This window comes from Rhizobium sp. BK538 (assembly GCF_014197575.1).
Taxonomy (GTDB): domain Bacteria; phylum Pseudomonadota; class Alphaproteobacteria; order Rhizobiales; family Rhizobiaceae; genus Rhizobium.
The window spans coordinates 14,261-29,248 of the sequence record NZ_JACIFT010000021.1 but is presented as its reverse complement, the minus strand read 5'-3'; the positions used below and the strand labels follow the sequence as shown (position 1 = coordinate 29,248).

At 58.8% G+C, this 14,988-nt stretch carries 16 protein-coding genes; 10 read left to right on the top strand and 6 right to left on the bottom strand.

The window, feature by feature from the left end:
• Nucleotides 1–54 precede the first annotated feature (54 nt).
• Nucleotides 55–1,152 carry a hypothetical protein gene (locus FHX09_RS23020; RefSeq protein ID WP_184450719.1) on the top strand — a complete coding sequence of 366 codons (1,098 nt, stop codon included), beginning with the start codon at nt 55–57 and terminating at the stop codon, nt 1,150–1,152.
• Nucleotides 1,153–1,238: 86 nt separating this feature from the next.
• Here FHX09_RS23020 and thrS read toward each other — a convergent pair whose 3' ends face one another.
• From thrS to FHX09_RS23000, 4 genes are all read right to left on the bottom strand, one after another.
• Nucleotides 1,239–3,224 carry a threonine--tRNA ligase gene (thrS, locus tag FHX09_RS23015; protein WP_132591166.1) on the bottom strand — a complete coding sequence of 662 codons (1,986 nt, stop codon included), beginning with the start codon at nt 3,222–3,224 and terminating at the stop codon, nt 1,239–1,241.
• Between the two features lie 122 nt (nt 3,225–3,346).
• Nucleotides 3,347–3,871, bottom strand: a complete 525-nt coding sequence (locus tag FHX09_RS23010; protein WP_007793799.1) for a DUF1697 domain-containing protein — start codon at nt 3,869–3,871, stop codon at nt 3,347–3,349.
• A gap of 130 nt (nt 3,872–4,001) precedes the next feature.
• Complete coding sequence (gene yidD, locus FHX09_RS23005) at nt 4,002–4,406, bottom strand: membrane protein insertion efficiency factor YidD (RefSeq protein ID WP_132591168.1); 405 nt, start codon at nt 4,404–4,406, stop codon at nt 4,002–4,004.
• 12 nt (nt 4,407–4,418) lie between these two features.
• A complete protein-coding gene (locus FHX09_RS23000; RefSeq protein ID WP_007793804.1) occupies nt 4,419–4,865 on the bottom strand; it encodes an iron-sulfur cluster assembly scaffold protein in 447 nt (148 codons plus the stop codon).
• A 307-nt stretch (nt 4,866–5,172) separates the two neighbouring features.
• Here FHX09_RS23000 and folE point away from each other — a divergent pair, with 307 nt between their 5' ends.
• The 3 genes from folE (at nt 5,173) to FHX09_RS22985 (ending at nt 7,361) form a co-directional block, all read left to right on the top strand.
• Complete coding sequence (gene folE / locus FHX09_RS22995) at nt 5,173–5,793, top strand: GTP cyclohydrolase I FolE (protein ID WP_007793808.1); 621 nt, start codon at nt 5,173–5,175, stop codon at nt 5,791–5,793.
• A 29-nt stretch (nt 5,794–5,822) separates the two neighbouring features.
• Nucleotides 5,823–6,278: a phosphoribosyl-AMP cyclohydrolase gene (gene hisI, locus FHX09_RS22990; RefSeq protein WP_132591170.1), complete on the top strand. Its 456-nt coding sequence runs from the start codon at nt 5,823–5,825 to the stop codon at nt 6,276–6,278.
• A gap of 111 nt (nt 6,279–6,389) precedes the next feature.
• On the top strand, nt 6,390–7,361 hold the full coding sequence (locus FHX09_RS22985) for a patatin-like phospholipase family protein (protein ID WP_132591172.1): 972 nt from the start codon (nt 6,390–6,392) through the stop codon (nt 7,359–7,361).
• 15 nt (nt 7,362–7,376) lie between these two features.
• Here the strand turns inward: FHX09_RS22985 and FHX09_RS22980 are convergent, their stop codons facing one another.
• Nucleotides 7,377–7,811: a CBS domain-containing protein gene (locus FHX09_RS22980; RefSeq protein WP_007793817.1), complete on the bottom strand. Its 435-nt coding sequence runs from the start codon at nt 7,809–7,811 to the stop codon at nt 7,377–7,379.
• Nucleotides 7,812–7,914: 103 nt separating this feature from the next.
• On the bottom strand, nt 7,915–8,679 hold the full coding sequence (locus FHX09_RS22975; RefSeq protein WP_132591174.1) for a rhomboid family intramembrane serine protease: 765 nt from the start codon (nt 8,677–8,679) through the stop codon (nt 7,915–7,917).
• 296 nt (nt 8,680–8,975) lie between these two features.
• On the opposite strand from FHX09_RS22975, the gene FHX09_RS22970 reads away from it, so the two are divergent.
• The 6 genes from FHX09_RS22970 to FHX09_RS22945 all read left to right on the top strand — a co-directional run bounded on the left by FHX09_RS22970 (nt 8,976) and on the right by FHX09_RS22945 (nt 14,893).
• Entirely contained in the window at nt 8,976–9,617 is a 642-nt protein-coding gene (locus tag FHX09_RS22970; protein ID WP_132591176.1) for a PAS domain-containing protein, read from the top strand.
• A gap of 90 nt (nt 9,618–9,707) precedes the next feature.
• Complete coding sequence (locus FHX09_RS22965; RefSeq protein WP_132591178.1) at nt 9,708–10,319, top strand: PilZ domain-containing protein; 612 nt, start codon at nt 9,708–9,710, stop codon at nt 10,317–10,319.
• 56 nt (nt 10,320–10,375) lie between these two features.
• Nucleotides 10,376–11,344, top strand: a complete 969-nt coding sequence (gene pip, locus FHX09_RS22960; protein WP_184450718.1) for a prolyl aminopeptidase — start codon at nt 10,376–10,378, stop codon at nt 11,342–11,344.
• A gap of 373 nt (nt 11,345–11,717) precedes the next feature.
• The gene (locus tag FHX09_RS22955) at nt 11,718–12,323 is read left to right on the top strand and encodes a transglutaminase-like cysteine peptidase (RefSeq protein WP_183721765.1); all 606 of its coding nucleotides are present in this window, start codon (nt 11,718–11,720) and stop codon (nt 12,321–12,323) included.
• Between the two features lie 234 nt (nt 12,324–12,557).
• Nucleotides 12,558–13,307 (top strand): hypothetical protein, encoded by a 750-nt coding sequence (locus tag FHX09_RS22950; protein ID WP_183721763.1) that lies wholly within the window; start codon nt 12,558–12,560, stop codon nt 13,305–13,307.
• A 116-nt stretch (nt 13,308–13,423) separates the two neighbouring features.
• Complete coding sequence (locus FHX09_RS22945; RefSeq protein ID WP_183721760.1) at nt 13,424–14,893, top strand: D-alanyl-D-alanine carboxypeptidase; 1,470 nt, start codon at nt 13,424–13,426, stop codon at nt 14,891–14,893.
• The last annotated feature ends 95 nt before the right edge of the window (nt 14,894–14,988 follow it).

The following is a 14,988-nucleotide window of genomic DNA, read 5'->3' as shown; positions in this document are numbered from 1 at the left end:
GTTGGTCTTGAAGTGGCCTCTGTGATTTCAGATGTCAATTGGTTCGCACGACACATGGTTGGCATTTCGCCATATGCACGCATAAGCCTGGCCTTGGCTTTCACCGCTCTACTGCCTTTAAGCAGCCAGGCGCAGGATGCCTTCCAGACCTTCAAGCAGTTGGATACGACGGCGAAGATGCCGAAGCTGAATGCCTTCATCGCGCCGGGTACGGCGCCGCAGGGTTCGAAGCTGCAAGAGGTCGCCCTTGAGGCAAAGCTGACGGCCAATGGCGATGCGGTTCAGGACGGACTATCCTGGTATGTGTTTAGCCCCATGACGGGCTCTGATGGCAAGCTGCCGCTGATCGCATCCTCACAGGGCGGCTCTGCGGACTTCCAGCTCGCGCCAGGAGATTATTTCGTCAATGTTTCCTTCGGCCGCGCCGGTGTTACCCGCAAGCTAACGGTTCCCGAAGACGGACAGGTCGACAAGCAGACGATGGTGCTGGAAGCCGGTGGCTTGCTGTTAAACGCCGTATCGGGCTCAGACGTCCGCATTCGGCCGGATCAGCTCAGTTTCTCGATTTATTCCGCTGAGGTGCGTGAGGACGGCGAGCGCGGTCTTGTCATGGCTGACGTGCCGCCCAACACCGTGGTTCGTCTCAATGCCGGGACCTACCACATCGTCTCCGAATACGGCGACACCAACGCATCGATCCGTGCTGACATCCAGGTGGAGGCCGGCAAGCTGACAGAAGCAACGATCCAGCACAAAGCCGCGCAGATCACCTTCAAACTCGTATCCGATGCCGGTGGCGAAGCGATTGCCGATACAGCCTGGTCGATCCTGACCGCCGCTGGTGATAGTGTCGGCGAGAGCGTTAGCGCCTTCCCGACGATGGTCCTTGCCGAAGGTGAATACTCTGCCGTCGCTCGAAACAAGGACAAGATCTACCAGCGCGATTTCAAGGTTGAGGCTGGCAAGAACACCGATGTCGAAGTGCTGATGAAGGACGTACAACCCGAAGAGCCGACGGAAGCCGCTAAAACGGTGCAGGTTCAGCCAGATCAACAGCCGCCAACGGGTGACGCCTCGCCGAGGACGCAAGCGCCGCTGCCCTCCTACGACCAATTGCAGAGCGGCGCTAGCGCCGGCGACGACGTGGAGTAATCGGCTTTCAGAGTATCGCAGACAAAGAAAAACCGCCCGGTCCTGTTAAAGACCGGGCGGTTTCGTATTTTAGGGCTGGAGGCAGGTCAGGCTGCCTTGGCCTTCCTGGCTTCCGCCTTCCGGCGGATGTCTGGTGGCGTGGCTTCGAGCCCGAGGCTTGCAATCGCCTCGTCAAGCGACATCGAAGTTTGCTCCTGGCTGCCGAGACGGCGGATATTGACGGTGCGCTCTTCCGCTTCCTTCTTGCCGCAGACGATGATGACCGGAACTTTCGTGACGGAATGTTCGCGGATCTTGTAATTGATCTTCTCGTTACGGAAGTCAGTCTCGACCGTCAGGCCGGCGTCGCGAAGTGCTGCCGTAACTTCGGCGCCATAGCCATCGGCCTCGGAGGTGATCGTCGCCACAACCACTTGCTGTGGCGATACCCACAGCGGCAGGTGTCCCGCGAAGTTCTCGATCAGGATGCCGAGGAAGCGCTCCATCGAGCCGCAGATGGCGCGGTGGATCATGACCGGCTGCGTCTTTTCGGAGTTGCTGTCGATGTAGAACGCACCGAAGCGTTCCGGCAAGTTGAAGTCGACCTGCGTCGTGCCGCACTGCCATTCCCGGCCGATCGCGTCCTTCAGCGTATATTCGAACTTCGGACCGTAGAACGCGCCCTCGCCCGGCAGGATGCCGGTCTTGATGTTGTTCGACTGCTGCTGGATCGTCTCCAGCACATCAGTCATGACGCTTTCGGCGCGATCCCAAAGGTCGTCTGAACCAACACGCTTTTCGGGGCGCGTCGAAAGCTTGATGGTGATCTCGTCGAAGCCGAAGTCCTTGTAGACGGACAGGATCAGATCGTTGATCTTCAGGCACTCGGCTGCCATCTGCTCGTCGGTGCAGAAGATGTGCGCGTCATCCTGCGTAAAGCCACGCACGCGCATCAACCCATGCAGAGCGCCTGACGGCTCGTAGCGGTGAACGGTACCGAATTCCGCAAGACGGATTGGCAGTTCGCGGTAAGACTTCAGGCCGTGCTTGAAGATCTGCACGTGACCGGGGCAGTTCATCGGCTTCAGCGCGAAGACACGGTCGTCATCCGTATCGTCGCCGGCAACCGTGACCTTGAACATATTGTCGCGGTACCAGCCCCAGTGGCCGGAAGTTTCCCAGAGTGACTTGTCGAGCACCTGCGGCGCGTTGACCTCCTGGTAGTCTTCAGCGAGGCGGCGGCGCATATAGGCGACAAGCGTCTGGAACATGCGCCATCCCTTGCCGTGCCAGAAAACGACGCCCGGACCTTCTTCCTGGAAGTGGAAAAGGTCCATTTCGCGGCCGAGGCGGCGATGATCGCGCTTCTCGGCTTCGGCAAGCACGTGCAGGTAATTGTCGAGATCTGCCTGCTCGGCGAAAGCCGTGCCGTAGATGCGGGTCAGCATCGGATTGTTGCTGTCACCGCGCCAGTAGGCGCCGGCCACTTTCATCAGCTTGAACGCCGTGCCGATCTGGCCGGTGGACGCCATATGCGGCCCGCGGCACAGGTCGAACCAGTCGCCCTGATAGTAGATCTTCAGATCCTGGCCTTGGGGAATCGCATCGACGAGCTCGACCTTGTAGCTTTCACCCTTGGCGGCGAAAACGTCCTTGGCCTTCTCGCGCGACCAGACTTCTTTCGTGAACGGCGCGTTGCGAGCGATGATCTCCTTCATCTTCTTTTCGATCTTTGGCAGATCGTCCGGTGTGAAGGGCTCGTTCTTGGCAAAGTCGTAGTAGAAACCGTTCTCGATGACCGGGCCGATCGTTACCTGCGTGCCGGGCCAGAGCTCCTGCACAGCTTCCGCCATCACGTGGGCTGCGTCATGCCGGATCAGCTCCAGCGCGCGACCATCGGTGCGGGTAATAATTTCAATCGCGCCTGCCGTCACCGGATCGGAAAGGTCGCGGACCTGGCCGTCGATCGCAATCGCGACTGCCTTCTTGGCAAGTGACTTGGAAATGGATTCTGCGACATCCTTACCGGTTGCGCCAGCATCGTAGCTACGCACGGAACCATCGGGAAATGTCAGGGAAACGGATTGGGACATCTAGAATTCTCCTTGTCCAGTCCCGCCAACGAATGCGGGTGGTTGCAATGAAGCGCTTCGTCCGCACGAATGCGCCGCCGCCTGATACCGAGATTTGCCGATTGAGTAAAGAAGAAGCCGGTTTAGCCGATCATTTCCGCAAGGCCGCGAACCGTGTTCCAGTTTCGCAGCGTGCCGACGCCCATGCGCTTGGTCGTCAGTGCCGAAAGCAGCTTCCATTCGCTTGGCTTTCCGGCAAAATCGATCCAGAGATCACCGCCGGTGAGCGCCAGACGCTGCTTCGGATCGGCATAAGGGCGAAGCGCCTCGATGGTGGCGGGGTCGAGCGGTTTGCGCATCACACGGACGATCACCTGGCTGCCCTCGCCGTCCAGAAATGGATTGGACTTTGCAAGTTTCAACCAGTCGGTACTTTCGCGCACGATAATATCGACGGGCTTGCCGAACCTCGCTTTGAACGCGGCTTCCAGCCTTGCCTCAATACCCGCCAGTGGCAAGGCGTCCGCCTCGAACACGATATTGCCGGTCGAAACCAGCGTCCTCGGATCTCGGTAACCGATATTTTTGGCCATGTCGCGAAGGTCGGACATCACCACGCGGCGACCGGGCGCAAGCACGATACTATGCAGCAGCGCAACGTAGATCATGCTTTCTAGAACTCCGTGTCGCCGCCCTTGGGAAGATCGTCAAGGTTATGCTTGAGGCCGCATCGATGCGCTTGTGGAAGGCATCGGTGACATCGTGACGACCGCGAAAATACCCGAAATGCGCCCTGCGTCATCTCTCTGCTGCCTTGCGCCCCAACGCGAGGTAGCGCCACGGTGTCCACCAGTGTAAGCGCTCGCCGAGCTTCTCGGGAACCGGGTCGAGTCCGCTGGTGCCTCCGGGTCCACAACGCGCGACGCGAAACAGTGTCATCCATCCACCGCTCCACAACCCGTGGCGCGCAACTGCCTCATAACCGTACTCAGAGCAAGTCGGAATGTGGCGGCATGAATTCCCGATGAAACCAGAGAGCGTCAGCTGATAGGCGCGAATAAAGCCCATCCCGAGCAACCTCCCCGGTGTCTTGCGGAACGGGCCGGAGTAATTGCGGGAGTAGGAGCGTGCGGGTCTACGGGGCGCAGCGGCGCCACCCTCGTCTTCGTCGTCATCGCGATTGATCGAACAGAATTCGCACATCGGCTATGCCGCTCAGGCCTCGACCGTTTCGGCGCGCTTGGCCTCGATCTGGCCAATTGCGTCAACAACGGCATCGAAGGTCAACATTGTGGAGGCATGTCGCGCTTTGTAGTCCTTGACGGGGCGGAGATAGCGCATGTCTTCGAAACGGCCTTCCGGCCCCTCCCCGTCCGCCTTCAACATCGCCAGCATATCCTCTCGCGCCTTGCGTAGCTCACTCGCATTGGCGCCGATTACATGGCGCGCCATGATCGAAGAGGATGCTTGTCCAAGCGCGCAAGCTTTGACGTCATGCGCAAATCCGGTCACGGTGCCGCCGTCCATTTTCAGCCAGATTTTGACCTTGGAGCCGCAAAGCTTGGAATGCGCCTGGGCGCTGGCGTCCGCGTCCGGCAGGCTGCCGATCAGTGGAATGTTGCCCGCAAATTCGAGGATCTTGCTGTTGTAGATATCGTCCATCGTGGATTCCGCTCCAGAATTCATGCGGATCGGCGCCTCAAAACTCATTGTAGCACAAAAGAAAAACACAGCGTGTCGTGCCGGGAGACTTACATAAGGATGCCGTTTTCCTATATGTATGTCGTTCGAAGGCCAGAAAAATGCAATGGCCTCGGCTAAGTTTGATTGGGAAACCGTGCCGGACGGGCAGCAATTCAAGCCCTGAAAGCCCCGGAGCCTGCCAAAGGTGCATGAATTCCCTTGAGTGGAATTGCCAGTGGCTAGTCCGAAAGACGGTCCGCAAAAGCGGATCAGGAGACAGTTGCATATGGACGCCATCATCAAGAATTTTCCGCAGACCCCCGCCGATCTAGAAGCCGATCGGCCAAGCCAGAGAGAAGCCGAGGACGCCATCCGCACGCTCCTGCGTTGGGCGGGCGACGATCCGTCGCGTGAAGGCCTGCTGGATACCCCGGCGCGCGTGGCAAAAGCCTATCGCGAACTTTTCGCCGGCTATGATATGGACCCGGAAGACGTGCTTGGCCGCACCTTTGAAGAGGTTGCCGGCTACGACGACATGGTCCTGGTCAGAGACATTCCCTTCTTCTCCCATTGCGAACACCACATGGTTCCGATCATCGGCAAGGCGCATGTCGCTTACATGCCCGACGGCAAGGTCCTTGGCCTTTCGAAGATCGCGCGGGTCGTCGAAATCTACGCTCGCCGCCTGCAAACGCAGGAAACCATGACGGCCCAGATCGCAAAGGCCATCGACGACACGCTCGCTCCCCGCGGCGTCGCCGTCATGATCGAGGCCGAACATATGTGCATGGCGATGCGCGGTGTACAAAAGCAGGGCTCGACCACATTGACGACAACATTTACCGGAACGTTCAAAACTGAGCCGGCTGATCAAGCCCGATTCATGTCTATGGTCCGGGGCCGCTGAATACGGCTTCGATTAAGAAAGCCGCGACGATGCCCTTTGCGTTCAACACACCGTCCGACGATAAATCAGAACTCGAGGACGCGGGAGATTTCACGCCGCGGTTTGACGATCGCGGTTTGATCACCGCGATCGTCACCGATGCTGCCGATGGCGAATTGCTGATGGTGGCGCATATGAATGCGCAGGCTCTCGCCCTGACCATCCAGACCGGAAAGGCGCATTATTTCAGCCGCTCGCGGGGCAAGCTCTGGATCAAGGGCGAGACTTCTGGCAACACCCAGATGGTCAAGGAAATACGGACGGATTGCGATCAGGATGCGATCTGGCTGAAGGTCGAGGTCGCTGGCCACGATGCCACCTGTCACACCGGCCGCCGGTCCTGCTTCTATAGAACCGTCAACCTCGAAGAGGGCAAGCCGATGCTCGAAATTGTCGATGATGAGCTCCAGTTCGATCCCAATGAAGTTTACGGAAAAGACTCTTAGCCGAAAATTGCCTCTTATTGGGCCAAAATCTACGCCTATATACGAATTGGAAAGGGACGCGGGCCACTAATATAGTTCGTTTTTGATTGTTTGCCGGGAGGGAGGCGAGCCATGCTGAATTGGGGTTTGTACCGCCAAAGCTCCGACGTAGGCACGTCCAACACCAGCACCCCGACAGCGCCAGACATGAACGCTCCCGCCATTCCCGCGCCTGCGCCCAAAAAAACCAAACTTGCCCTTGCGCTGGGAGGAGGTGCGGCGCGCGGTTGGGCGCATATAGGTGTCCTACGCGCCTTGGACGAGGAAGGCATCGAGATCGGCATGGTTGCCGGAACCTCGATCGGAGCCTTGGTCGGGGGGTGCTATCTGGCCGGCAAGCTTGATGAACTGGAAGGATTTGCCCGTTCGCTGACAATGCGGCGCATCGCCAGTCTGCTCGACCTGACGATCGGCGGCAGCGGCTTGTTCGGTGGTATGCGGCTGACAAAGCGCATGCAGGAACATCTGGAGGGCCTGAACGTCGAAGATCTGGACCGGCCGTTCGTGGCCGTCGCTGCCGAGGTCAACACCGGGCACGAGGTCTGGATCGCCAACGGATCGCTGATCACGGCGCTTCGCGCCTCCTATGCCCTGCCCGGTATCTTCGAACCCATTCGCAGCAACCAGCGGACGCTTGTCGACGGCGCCTTGGTCAATCCGGTTCCCGTCTCCGTATGCCGCGCCTATGAGCAGCCGCTCGTGGTTGCGGTCAACCTGAACTACGATCTTTATGGTCGATCAGCCGTCGTCCGGCACAATGCCACCCTCTCGCCATCCGAAGTGCACCGGCGCGAAGAGGCGCCCTATGCCAGGCTCGGCATGACCGGTGTGATGGTGCAGGCGTTCAACATTATCCAGGACAGGATTGCGCGTGCGCGCCTTGCGGGCGATCCGCCGGATATGTCGCTTCAGCCGCGCCTCGGCGACATCGGCTTGTCAGAGTTCCATCGCGCCGGAGAAGCGATCGAGCGCGGCTACGAGGAAGCTAAGCTGCGGCTTCCTGAATTGAAACGTATGCAGGAAATATTCGCCGGCTCTCTCTAGGCGCCGGCGAAGCGTTCAGCCGGCGATGTAGGCCTTGATCTGCTCTGCTTCCAGTTCGACTTCCGCGATACGGGTTTTCACGACGTCGCCAATCGAGATGATACCCGCGAGCTTGCCATTCGTCTCAACGGGAACGTGGCGGAAGCGGCGGCTTGTCATCAGCCCCATCAGGTCGTTCACGGTTGAATCTTCATGGCACCGGTAAACCTTTGCGGTCATCAACGAGCCAACGGGTTGATCGAGACAGGCGGCTCCCCCCTTGGCGATCGCGTGCACCACGTCGCGCTCCGTGAAAATCCCGGAAATCTTGTTCTCCATCCCAACGATGACAATGGCGCCGATCTTTTTCTTGCTGAGAATCACAGCCGCTTCGGAAACGGTCGTGTTCGGCCCGGCGGTTACGACATCCCTGCCTTTTGTATCGAGTATGGCCTTGACTGTATTGGACATTTTGAACCTCCTATGTCGAAAGTGAAGCACTTCTACTGATCACAGGCATCCGCGGCGGTTTCTCCTCCCATTACGGATCAGTTCGAATGGTGCACTCCAACTCTCAAGATTGCAATATATCCGATGCTTCTGAAGTTAGCGGCTCCTCGGGCGGCTTCCGGTCAAAAAGACTGAAGAGAATGAAGCCGAAAATGAACCCTCCGATATGGGCGTCCCAGGCGATTGCCTGCGACCCGTCGCCGATCAGCGGGACGCCGACGGCAATCAGCAGATTGCCCACGAACCAGAAGAGAATGAATGCGACGACCGTGCGGCTGTGAAACGCTTCGAGCATCGAAAGACGCGCATTGAGATGCGCCGGCCGGGCAATCCGCTGTTCCGGTGGGAATGCAAAGCGGCAGGCGGCGCCCATCAGGCCGGACACAACGCCGGACGCGCCGATCAGCAACGTGGCCTCTCCCCAATTCAAGGCCGCATGGAGAGCGGCGGCCGCGATCGCGGATAGCACCCAGAAGGTGACAAATCGGAACGCGCCAATTCGGCGCGCCACCGGCGTACCAAAGGCCATCAGCCATAGCCCGTTGAAAACGATATGCTCTATGCTGCCGTGAAGGAGCGAATAGGTGATCGGCGTCCAGAGAAGTTGCGGGCCCTGCTCCGACAACGGCGTGATGTACCTCAACGGAATGAAGCCGAAATTGAAGAACAGCCAGTCGAGACCGTTGCCAGATAGAAACAGTGATTGAACGGCGTATATCAGCCCCAATAGCGCAAGTGCTGCGAGCACCGAGCCTGGAAGGTTGAAGATGGGTGACCGCGGCGCCGGAGGCTCCATCGCCGCTTGCGGCTCGACCGAGTGCTCGTTCATCTTCGTCCTCGCTTGATTGCGGCACAGCCTTACAGGACGAAAGGTCAAAAAAAAAGCCGTCCGGCAAAGACCGGACGGCCTTCGAGCGTCTAGGGATAGACCCGCGCCCGACAGTCCGTGCTGAACTTCCCGAAGGCAGGAAGCGATGAGGAAACACTGCCACGGCACGGCTGGCGGCTCAATCGAAACCCTTCCTTAACCTTAACCGCCGCGAGTTGGCACGAAATACGCACGGCATCAGACTGCACGGCCATGACGGCTGTGTTTTGATCCAAAGTGAAACAGCCGGTGCCGTAATGCGTCTCAAAACCACGATCGACCTATTCGAATATTGGAATCGCATCCGCGGCCAAGACCTTGCGCCGTTGAGATCGCAGGTCGAACCAACGGATTTGCGGCAGATTCTATCAAGTGTGTTTCTCCTCGAAACAACCGACACAGGTCGCGTCGCGTTCCGTCTTGCCGGAACGCGTATTTGCGATCTCTTTGGCCGCGATCTCGGTGGCGCCCCGTTTTCCGAGCTCTGGGCGTATGGGAATGACGACATCGAGCCCACAGCGGTCGGCATCATGACCCACGCGATCCCCGCGCTGCTCAACGCCACGGGTTTCACGGCGGCCGGTCATCGTGCCTGCTTCGAAGTGATCCTGCTGCCGCTACGCTCCGACAACGGCGAATGCGACAAGCTGCTGGGCGCCATCGCTCCTGCGGCCGCTTTAAGCTGGCTCGAAGTCGTGCCGCTCCAGTTCCTCGCTCTCGATCGCAGCCGATTGCTGCACGAACGGCTTGGTGGCGATGAGAAGCCTAATGACACGGAGCTTGAGGATAAGCACACGCTATACGCGCGTCCACCCTCGATCGCCGATACAATGCGACGCGTCATGTCTGGTCTATTTGCTGAAGCCGACACTCCCAGTGTTCCGGTTCGACACAACTGATTGCGTGCGTAGAGGACGAACCTGAACAACCTTCTGTTAAGGGATTGCGGGTAATGATCGGGCGGTTGTATTTTATGAAGAAGCCCTTTGATGCACGCGTTCCAGCAAGTTCAGACGCAACGGACTGCGCCTCGCCTCGAACAAGGTGCCTTTCAACGCGTACCTATTAACATGCAGGGCCGGTTGATGCTGGCGAATTACGAGGAATTTGAGTGCTTGGTGATCGACATGTCGCCGGGCGATATGTACGTGACTTGCCAGGGACGTCCGCGCGCCAGCGAGCGTGTTGTAGCCTACATCGACCACCTTGGACGCGTCGAAGGCTATGTGCAGACGGTCGATGGTCGTGGTTTCTCCATGTCGATCCATGCGACCGAACGCAAGCGGGAGAAGCTCGCGGCGCAGCTCACCTGGCTTGCAAACAAGCATGAACTCGGTCTTCCTGAAGACCGGCGTCACGATCGCCTGACGCCGCGCGAGACCAAAACCGAAATCACGTTGGAAGACGGCGCCCGCTACAGCTGCCGCATCATGGATTTGTCGCTCTCCGGCGCCGCAGTCGATGTCGAGGTGCGTCCGCCGATTGGTACACCGCTCCGCCTCGGCAACATGCGTGGCCGCGTCGTCCGTCATTTCGTAGAAGGCGTTGCGATCGAGTTCCTGTCGATCCAGTCACGCGAAACGCTTTGCGAGTTTCTTTGATTGCTGTCACCAGTGCGTCGCGCACATGATGCGTGAGGCTGCCGGAAGGGTGGCGCATGACGAGTCTCTATCCTGAAATAGAACCCTACGACCATGGCTTTCTTGATGTGGGCGACGGGCAGCGGATCTATTGGGAGGCCTGCGGCAATCGGGATGGTTTGCCGGCGCTCTACCTGCATGGAGGCCCCGGCTCCGGCTGTTCGACGTTCGCTCGTCGCTACTTTGATCCCTCTGCCTATCGCATCGTCCTCTTTGACCAGCGCAATTTCGGCCGTAGTCTGCCAAGCGCTGCCGATATGAGCACCGAACTTCACGCGAACACTACCTGGCACTTGGTCGAGGACATCGAGAGGCTGCGAAATCACCTCAGGGTGACACGCTGGTTGCTGCTCGGAACCTCGTGGGGTTCGACCTTGGCACTTGCCTATGCTGAGACCTATCCCGCGAGCGTTCGCGCGATAGTGCTTGCAGGGGTTACCACCACGCGGCCTTCGGAAATCGACTGGCTCGTGCATGGAATGGGCAGGCTCTTTCCCGCGGAGTGGGACCGCTTGCTGAACGCACTTCCTGCCGATTTCAGGGAACTCGGCGTACTTGAGGGGTATCACCGTCTTCTCAACTCGCCCCGGAAAGACGTCCGCCTTGAGGCCGCGCGCAATTGGCACGACTGGGAGGCGGCTTCGATCCTCCTCGCTGATCCAAAGGGGCTCCCTCGCCGTTGGCAAGATCCCAGCTACCTGCTGACACGGGCTAGGATCATTACACATTACTTCCGCAATCTCGCCTGGCTGGACGACAGCGTCCTGCTGCGTGATGCAGAAAGGCTGGCGGGCATACCTGGTGTGCTTGTTCAGGGGCGGCTAGACCTCGAAGCGCCACTCGTAACGGCGTGGGAGCTCTCGAAAGCCTGGCCGCAAAGCAGGCTTGTTGTCGTGGAGAATGCTGCCCATTCGGCATCGCACGAGGATTTGGCCGGCACAATCGTCGACGCGACAGGCACTTTTCGCGAAATTTCTCAAAAATAATTCTGGCACCGAAGCTGAAATCGCTCGGCCAATCGGCCACTTTTGGCGCTAGTTCCTCGGTTTCAATCGAAGCGCAGGCCAGCACCGCGACCGGCTTGGATGGTAAATAAAGTCCTCCACAAACCTCCAGTCTGGTCGCGCCGTTAATAATTTGTCCCAGAACGCTCCGATCACACGCCGGACCGCTTTCCTGGGAAGGAACAATTTTAATCAAAATTAGCGCGAAAGCGCTTCGAATTTTAGGTGTATTCGATTTTGTTTTTAGTCGATTTCTCTGCGTGTTTGAATCAACTAAGCCTTTAATTTAACTGCGTAATTTTGCGCTGAATAAAAGCGTCTGTGTCAGGTTCTTCTCACAACGGGGAGACGACAAATGACGATAGCAACTTTCATCAAAGGCAGTTTGGCTGTCGGTGCGATGTTGATTGCGATGGCGGGTTCGGGACAAGCGAGCCCCCTCAACATGACGGTCCTTGGAAACGCGAGCCCGCCGATCGGCGCCTATCAATTCTGCAAGGAGATGCCCGCCGATTGCGCCAATGCGGCCGGTGATCAAGGCGAACTCCTTCTGACGGAAGAGCGCTGGAAGGCGATCCTCAAGGTGAACTACCAGGTCAATTCGTCGATCACGCCGCTGACTGACAAGGAAATCTACGGCGTTGAGGAGCGCTGGGCCTACCCTCGCACGGCTGGCGATTGCGAGGACTATGCCCTGTTGAAGCGCAAGATGCTGATCGAGGCCGGCTTTTCGCCTTCCGATCTGCTGATGACTGTGGTCCTGCAGCCGAATGGCGAAGGCCATGCGGTGCTGACGGTCCGCACCGACCGCGGCGATTTCATTCTCGATAACATGCGCAACAAGGTCATGCTTTGGGCCGACACAGAATACACGTACCTGAAACGTCAGTCCGCCGACGATCCGACTCGCTGGGTCAAGCTGCAGGATGGTCGCGCAGTAGCGGTCGGCAGCGTCAAGTAAGCATGCTGTCGCCGGATAGATGGCGACAACCATACGGCTCCGGTCGTCCCCCGCATCCCCGTCCCTGACCGGCGCCATAGAACCGCTCCCGCTGTCCCGGGAGCGGTTCATTTTTTTCGGCTTCCATCTGCGTTTAATTGTCTGTTAACTGTGGTAGCCGGATCATTGCCGAAATAATCAACGGCACCGGCGACTCCTGTTCTTTTCGCGGCGGTCTGACATCCGAAGGCCGCCATGAACCATACAGGTACTGCCCACGAGATTGAGGAATCGCCGCTCCTTTCGACGCGCTTCATCGTCCGTCTTACGGTCGTTGTCGCCTGCCTTGCGGCATTGACGCTGATCATCAGTTTCGGTGGTCGCTGGTTTGGGGCGCGCATTTCCCTCGCCGGCAATACAGATTCGACCGCTCCGATCACCCTGACGATCGGCCGCGATACCCTCAGTCTTCCCGAAAACACGCTGCGCTTCCCCAGCCAGCGGAAAGACGGCCTTTCCGAACGGGCGGACCTCTATCTCACATGGCCGGAAATGCAGGGCTACAGCAACGAGCATCGCGAGCGTTTCGACGACATTGCCCGGTCGTCGGGACTGATCTTCCTCCAGATCGCGCAGAGCACGATGTCGCGGGATATGTCCGGACGCCTCGAGCCGATCTACTCGCATCTGATCGAGGGTGACGGCGTGCCCTTTGCCAATGGCATGACGCTGCACCGCCTGCGCGCAGACGCAGGCTATGCTGGCGAAGTTCTGTTGACCGCGCCACGCCCCGGCGCCCCGGATTACGTCGTGCGTTGCGCCTTGCCAGCGACGCCTCAAATGGCCACCAGCGGCGATTGCCAGCGCGATATAAAAGTCGGTCGCGACTTAACTGTGCTTTACCGCTTCTCAAGCACGCATCTGCCCGATTGGGACCATATTGACGCCGCTATTCGCCATTTTGTGGAGGCGCGACTTGTGAACGCTTCTGCGACACGCCGCTAGAATGATCCGATGTGGCGAAAGAAACGATTAATCATAAACGGATTGGTAACCCCAGACGGATAATTTGCGGAGAGAACGATCGCGCCGGGAGGCGGGCGATCTTTCCAGTATCCGAAATGCAAGCGAAGAGTAGAATAGTGCTAAGGTCAGTCTCCTCCGTATCTCCATCGCGATCCCGCAATTTTCTGATAAGAGCGATTACGGCGCTGTCTCTCGCGGCCGGTATCGTCATGGCCGACTCGATCGATGCCGATGCGGAGGCTGCCAATTCGAAATATGCGGGCATCGTTGTCGATGCAAAGACCGGCAATGTTCTCTACAGCGAGAATGCGGATCGTCTGCAGTATCCGGCGTCCCTCACCAAGATGATGACCCTCTACCTGACGTTCGAAGCGTTGGAACAGGGGCGCATCCGTCTGGACACATCGGTTCCTTTCTCCGCACACGCTTCCGCTCAGGCACCGACAAAGCTTGGTGTGCGCCCCGGCGGTACGATCACCGTGGAACAGGCAATACTTGGCCTCGTGACGCTTTCCGCCAATGACGCCTCTACGGCGCTTGGCGAGTTGCTTGCCGGCTCGGAAGACCGCTTTGCACAGGTGATGACGGCCAAGGCGCACGCGCTCGGCATGACACGCACGACCTATCGCAATGCCAACGGCTTGCCGAATACCGCCCAGATGACGACCGCGCGCGATCAAGCCCGCCTCGGTATCGCACTTCGCCAGCATTTTCCGCAGTATTACGGCTATTTCTCAACGCAGAGCTTTAAGTTCGGCAGCCGTGTTATCCGGAGCCACAACCGTCTCGTTGGTTCCGTGCGCGGCGTCGATGGCATCAAGACCGGCTATACACGTGCCGCCGGTTTTAACCTGGTGAGCTCCGTTCAGGTCGATGGCAAGTCGATCGTTGGCGTTGTTCTCGGTGGTGCTTCGACCCCTGCCCGAGACAATCAGATGCGCAAGCTCATTGCAGTCTATCTGCCGAAAGCATCCAGCCGCGGCGGCTCCCCAGATCTGATCGCCCAGATCGTGCCGCAACCTGTAGCGCCTGTCGCTGAAACACGCGTTGCTTCAGCTGCGCCTGAAGTCAGCCTGCCGCGCACCGCACCGACCCCGGACACTCGCTACCAGCCGGCCTCCGCGCAGGTCGCCTATGCCGATCTTGCCAAGCCAAAGTCCGACAATCCGCTGCTCCAGCAGGAAATGCCAGCCCCGAAGAAGGTCAAAACCCAGGCTATCAAGCAGGCATCTGTCGCCACGCCGACGCCTGCACCCGCCTATGTGCCGCCGGAACAGGGCGACACGACTGTCGACGAACTGACGACGGCATCGACCAAGGAGCCGCAGCTGGCTGGCTGGGCCGTCCAGATTGGTGTTTCCGCCAGCAAGGAAGGCGCAATGGATCTGCTCGACAGCGCCAAGAGCAAGGGTGGCAAGGCCCTTCGTTCCGCGAAGCCTATCGCGGTCGCTAACGCCGGAAGCTACCGTGCACGCTTCGGCGGCTTTGATGACCAGCGTGCTGCTGTGAACGCCTGCAATGCCCTGAAGCGGGCTGGTGTGAAGTGCTGGGCCACGGCCCAATGATCAAAAGGACTGCCGCCTGACATGCACGGGCGGCAGTCCAAGACGTCGTGATCGGTGTGTTTGATCCGACGGAGTTCTGAGACTCGGTTTGTAAT